The organism is Citrobacter sp. Cpo109 (assembly GCF_030332565.1).
GTDB lineage: Bacteria > Pseudomonadota > Gammaproteobacteria > Enterobacterales > Enterobacteriaceae > Citrobacter > Citrobacter portucalensis.
On the sequence record NZ_JAOWHQ010000054.1, the window covers coordinates 1 to 5,888 of the forward strand.

4 protein-coding genes are annotated in these 5,888 nt (G+C 49.5%); 2 read left to right on the top strand and 2 right to left on the bottom strand.

Features of this window, described 5'->3' with window-relative positions:
* Positions 1–32: 32 nt before the first annotated feature.
* Positions 33–1,001 (top strand): IS5 family transposase, encoded by a 969-nt coding sequence (locus tag OGY71_RS08230; protein WP_077483231.1) that lies wholly within the window; start codon positions 33–35, stop codon positions 999–1,001.
* 87 nt (positions 1,002–1,088) lie between these two features.
* Here the strand turns inward: OGY71_RS08230 and OGY71_RS08235 are convergent, their stop codons facing one another.
* Together OGY71_RS08235 and OGY71_RS08240 are read right to left on the bottom strand one after the other, a co-directional pair.
* Positions 1,089–2,366 (bottom strand): DUF2254 domain-containing protein, encoded by a 1,278-nt coding sequence (locus OGY71_RS08235; protein ID WP_045890830.1) that lies wholly within the window; start codon positions 2,364–2,366, stop codon positions 1,089–1,091.
* A 63-nt stretch (positions 2,367–2,429) separates the two neighbouring features.
* Entirely contained in the window at positions 2,430–4,427 is a 1,998-nt protein-coding gene (locus OGY71_RS08240) for a BCCT family transporter (RefSeq protein WP_191233111.1), read from the bottom strand.
* Positions 4,428–4,738: 311 nt separating this feature from the next.
* Here OGY71_RS08240 and OGY71_RS08245 point away from each other — a divergent pair.
* A protein-coding gene (locus OGY71_RS08245) for an IS3-like element ISSen4 family transposase (RefSeq protein WP_136754148.1) occupies positions 4,739–5,859 on the top strand; the annotation gives its coding sequence in 2 pieces (ribosomal slippage) (positions 4,739–4,997 and positions 4,997–5,859; 1,122 coding nt in all).
* The last annotated feature ends 29 nt before the right edge of the window (positions 5,860–5,888 follow it).

Below are 5,888 nucleotides of genomic sequence, written 5' to 3' on the forward strand. Positions count from 1 at the left end.
GGCTTTGTTGAATAAATCGAACTTTTGCTGAGTTGAAGGATCAGATCACGCATCTTCCCGACAACGCAGACCGTTCCGTGGCAAAGCAAAAGTTCAAAATCACCAACTGGCCCACCTACAATAAAGCCCTCATCAACCGTGGCTCCATAACTTTCTGGCTGGATGATGAAGCTATTCAGGCCTGGTATGAGTCGACAACGCCTTCATCACGGGGAAGACCTCAGCGCTATTCTGATCTCGCCATCACCACCGTTCTGGTCATTAAACGCGTGTTCAGGTTGACCCTGCGGGCTGCACAGGGTTTTATTGATTCCATTTTTACACTGATGAATGTTCCGTTGCGCTGCCCGAATTACACCAGTGTCAGCAAGCGCGCAAAGTCGGTTAATGTCAGTTTCAAAACGTTCACCCGGGGTGAAATCGCGCATCTGGTGATTGATTCCACCGGGCTGAAGGTCTTTGGTGAAGGCGAATGGAAAGTCAAAAAACACGGCAAAGAACGCCGTCGTATATGGCGAAAGTTGCATCTGGCAGTTGACAGCAACACACATGAAATCATCTGTGCAGACCTGTCGCTGAACAATGTGACGGACTCAGAAGCCTTCCCGGGTCTTATCCGGCAGACTCACAGAAAAATCAGGGCAGCATCGGCAGACGGCGCTTACGACACCCGGCTCTGTCACGATGAACTGCGGCGTAAGAAAATCAGCGCGCTTATCCCTCCCCGAAAAGGTGCGGGTTACTGGCCCGGTGAATATGCAGACCGTAACCGTGCAGTGGCTAATCAGCGAATGACCGGGAGTAATGCGCGGTGGAAATGGACAACAGATTACAACCGTCGCTCGATAGCGGAAACGGCGATGTACCGGGTAAAACAGCTGTTCGGGGGTTCACTGACGCTGCGTGACTACGATGGTCAGGTTGCGGAGGCTATGGCCCTGGTACGAGCGCTGAACAAAATGACGAAAGCAGGTATGCCTGAAAGCGTGCGTATTGCCTGAAAACACAACCCGCTACGGGGGAGACTTACCCGAAATCTGATTTATTCAACAAAGCCCTTGCCAGAGGACAAATCCTTTGTCCCGCAACTATGGTTTTTTATTAGGATTTTCGCCACTGAATAAATTATAATAAATTGATTTTATAAGATATTCGTCATGGGCTATATGACCAGTACGAGTTGCATGCTCTAATGTTTCAGATGCCAGTATATGTGCGGCTTCAGCAAACATCCCAGGCCAACCCTTACTCAGCATAGACAGTCCTTTAAGGACTCTTATCTGAATCTCCCTCATACTCGCACCATCACGTGCAACAGGTAAGAAAAAGTCTTCCAGTAGGTCTTTGATCTGAAGTGGCGCAACATGTACTGAAGGATATATCACTTCAGTTTCATCTATTTTATTCTGCGCGTAAGCGGAGAGTATTCGAACACCTCTGCCAATGACATCAATCGCAGTACCGGGATCGTTTACTGCGGGCGAAAGGGCCCTGCAGGCTATTTCGGCCATGACGCTGAGACAGAATCGGGGATCCTGAGCAAATGAACGCACATCCGAGACAATGATCGTTTCAAGTAAATCGGTACAGATTGATGACTCCTGACCAGAACTCAGGTACAAAACTGGCATCGATGGATGTATGAAACTGCCTGGCTGCGCCACAAGATATACATGACGAGGATCATTGCTCAGCAGACTGCCGAGCTTGACCATGTCAATATATTCAACATAGCCAATTTTCTCCGGATATACGGCAACAGTTCCTTTTGGTTGTTCATTGTTCTCAAGCCATGGATATCCGCCAAGACATGGACTTTTTGCTCTCGCAATAAATGTCTCGATCGCCGCCTGTTCTACTTTTGCTGTTGTCTCACCTACCCTGCCCAGAGAGGTCAAATGCTGTATCCAGCGAAGCAATGTGATGATTATTAAGGCAATGACAACCAGTGTTACAATGAATAAAATGACTCTACCCCTTTCTCCGTAGGCTCCCATATTGAGGGCAATAATCCCTACCAGGCTGAAGAGAAAAGAACCGATAAAAGTGGCCAGTACATTTTGTGTGGTTACGTCTTCTACAACTAAACGCGTGGCTCTGGGCGTCACATTAGTAGTGGCTGAACCGTAAGCGGTGACCATGATACTCAGTGAAAATGTGGTCACCGCCAGCATACTCGATGCCAGTATGTTCAGAATATTATCAACTGCTTCCGCACCAACCTTCACTGATACTGACTCTGGGATCATTGATCTAAAAAGAATAGATAAAAGGGCCGTTATTATTGCTACCATTGCGAATAACGTTGCCCTGAACCATAGCTTTTTAAGTGTCTGCCTGAGAATCCATTGCCAGCGTGAAATCATTCAGCATATCCTTGTATTAAGTTCGGGAAAATAAATGCCGCCCGGCAGGACGGCATTTTTGTATTAACGAACGAGGTGCAGGAAGTGCAGGTGTTTTTCGTACTGGTCCAGTATGTCATTAATCAGCTGTTCCTGATTCCAGCCCATCACATCATAGTTTTGACCGCCTTCTTTCAGATAGACCTCAGCGCGATAATATCGATGTTGCTCAGCCTGCTGCTCGTCATTGTCCATTGCAGCCATGGCGAAAGCCGGTGAGTTATAGCCACGAAGTCTCACTTCATAAATAAAGTTCAGCTCATTGCCCAAATCGACTTCAAGCCGAATTCGTTCGTCATCAGTATCACTTATATGGCTTATCGTTCCCTGTTTATTCAGTTCTTCCTGAACCAGCGTCATGGCGGGCTGGATAACGTCGCCCATAAAGCGTTTCACAAGAGAGCGCTTTGGCAGATAAGCGATATTGCGCAAGCGTCTCTGCCATGGAATCGGGTTACGCGCTGCAGTCGGAGCAATAGTCGCCATGCTCAGGCTTTCACGCTTGGTCAAATCCCGACGCAGGGCTTTTAATAATCCGTATATGGATATCAGTAAAATCACTGAGAAAGGTAATGCGCTCGCTATTGTCACGGTTTGCAGCGCGCTCAGTCCCCCCGCAATCAGCAGTGCGATTGCCACAATCCCCATGAGCGAGGCCCAGAAAATTCGCTGCCATACAGGCGTGTTAGCGACGCCACCCGATGCCAGCGTATCAACAACCATTGCCCCGGAGTCAGCCGAGGTGACAAAGAAGACAATGACCATCGCCATTGCAATAAATGACAGCACGGAAGAAAACGGGAAATGCTCCAGGAAATTAAACAGGGCCAGCGCGACATCCTGCTGAACGGTATTGGCGAGATCAGCCGCCCCCTGGTGCATAATGAGATAGATTGCGCTGTTACCAAACACCGTCATCCACATGAGCGTGAAGCCGGCGGGAACAAACAGCACGCCGGTGACAAACTCGCGAATGGTTCGACCGCGCGAGACTCTTGCGATGAACATCCCCACAAACGGCGACCATGAAAGCCACCATCCCCAGTACAGTAATGTCCAGCCCCCCAGCCAGTTGCTCGACTTAGGTTCATACGCATAAAGGTTAAAAGTTTTACTCACCAGTTCAGAAAGATAACCGCCCGTATTTTCCACAAATGACTTCAGCAGAAGCACGGTTGGTCCCAGACACAGGACCAGCGCCAGCAGCAGCACTGCCAGGCCCAGGTTGAGCTCAGACAGTATACGTATTCCCTTGTCCAGGCCGGACACCACCGAAATCGTCGCTAAACCAGTGATGACAACGATTAGAATCACCTGCACCGTTTCATTAATAGGCACCCCGAAAAGATGATTCAAACCAGCATTCACCTGCAAAACACCGTACCCCAGCGATGTCGCAACGCCAAAGACGGTGCCAATAACGGCGAAAATATCAACCGCATGGCCTACAGGTCCGTATATGCGCTCGCCAATAATGGGATAAAGTGCGGAACGCAGCGTTAAAGGCAGACCGTGACGGTAACTGAAAAAGGCCAGGATCAGTGCCACAATGGCATAGATTGCCCATGCGTGCAGGCCCCAGTGGAAGAACGTCAGGCGCATTGCTTCCTTCGCTGCCGCAACGGTCTCTGGAGTGCCGACAGGAGGTGAAAGATAATGCATCACAGGTTCAGCAACGCCAAAGAACATCAGGCCGATCCCCATCCCTGCCGAGAAAAGCATCGCAAACCAGGAGTGATAGCTAAAATCAGGCTGCGCATGGTCCGGACCCAGTTTGATATCACCGTAGCGTGAGAGTCCCAGGAACGAGACACTCAGTAGAATCAGGGCCACTGCAAGGATGTAGAACCAGCTGGCATTCGTGAAGATTTGTTGCTGAAGTAGTTTAAAATTTTTGTCGGCGACATCCGGGAATACAGCGGCAAAGGCGACAAGAAGGAAAATTAACAAAGCAGATGTAAAGAATACCGCTTTGTTAATCTGGCTTTTAGACTTCTTTTGGATTGTATCATTTTCACTCATAATCATTTATTCCATTAATTAAAATCCGCACTGTATAGAGGGTACTACATCTCAAAGATTAGCAAACTTCAACTTACGATGCGGCGTCAATCGGAATGCAGAGTGCAAGAGTGGCCATACAGATATCCTGTTGATAGTCTGCCAGCCGTCTTCTGGAGCATTTGATTTGCATAAATTGCATCAGATCTGGGGATTCACTTTGATTAGAGCAATATTGAGAATGACTTACTAACGTCTGATTGACCTGCTCCCCGTTGATTAGTACACCCCGATGTTAGTAATGTCTTCATAAGCCACATGAGGACATCCCCATGAAGAAGCGTTTTTCCGACGAACAGATCATCAGTATTCTCCGCGAAGCCGAAGCTGGGGTACCCGCCCGTGAACTCTGCCGCAAGCATGCCATTTCCGATGCCACGTTTTACACCTGGCGTAAGAAGTATGGCGGTATGGAGGTGCCTGAAGTTAAGCGCCTGAAGTCGCTTGAGGAAGAGAACACCAGACTCAAGAAGCTGCTTGCCGAAGCCATGCTGGATAAAGAGGCGCTTCAGGTGGCTCTTGGGCGAAAGTACTGACGACAGACCAGAAGCGGGAAACCGTGATGTTGATGTGTGATGCGACCGGTCTGTCGCAACGTCGTGCCTGCAGGCTTACAGGTTTATCCCTGTCGACCTGCCGCTATGAGGCTCACCGTCCGGCTGCTGATGCGCATTTATCAGGGCGCATCATTGAGCTGGCACTGGAGCGCAGGCGTTTTGGCTACCGTCGTATTTGGCAGTTGCTGCGCCGTGAAGGGCTTCATGTTAATCATAAGCGCGTGTACCGGCTTTATCACCTCAGTGGCCTGGGCGTAAAACGCAGAAGACGTCGTAAAGGGCTGGCAACAGAACGTCTGCCGCTGCTCCGTCCGGCGGCGCCCAATCTGACCTGGTCGATGGATTTCGTCATGGACGCACTTTCCACCGGTCGCAGGATCAAGTGTCTTACCTGCGTCGATGATTTCACAAAGGAATGCCTGACGGTCACTGTTGCCTTTGGGATTTCAGGCGTTCAGGTCACGCGTATTCTGGACAGCATTGCACTGTTTCGAGGCTATCCGGCGACGATAAGAACTGACCAGGGGCCGGAGTTCACTTGCCGTGCACTGGATCAATGGGCCTTTGAGCATGGTGTTGAGTTGCGCTTAATCCAGCCGGGCAAGCCAACGCAGAACGGATTTATTGAGAGCTTTAACGGACGATTTCGCGATGAATGTTTGAATGAGCACTGGTTCAGCGATATCGTTCATGCCAGGAAAATTATTAATGACTGGCGGCAGGATTATAACGAATGCCGCCCGCACTCCACGCTGAATTATCAGACACCGTCTGAATTTGCAGCGGGCTGGAGAAAGGGTCATTCTGAGAATGAAGATTCCGACGTTACTAACTGAGTGTTGTATCTAATCGTGGGGGCAGGTCA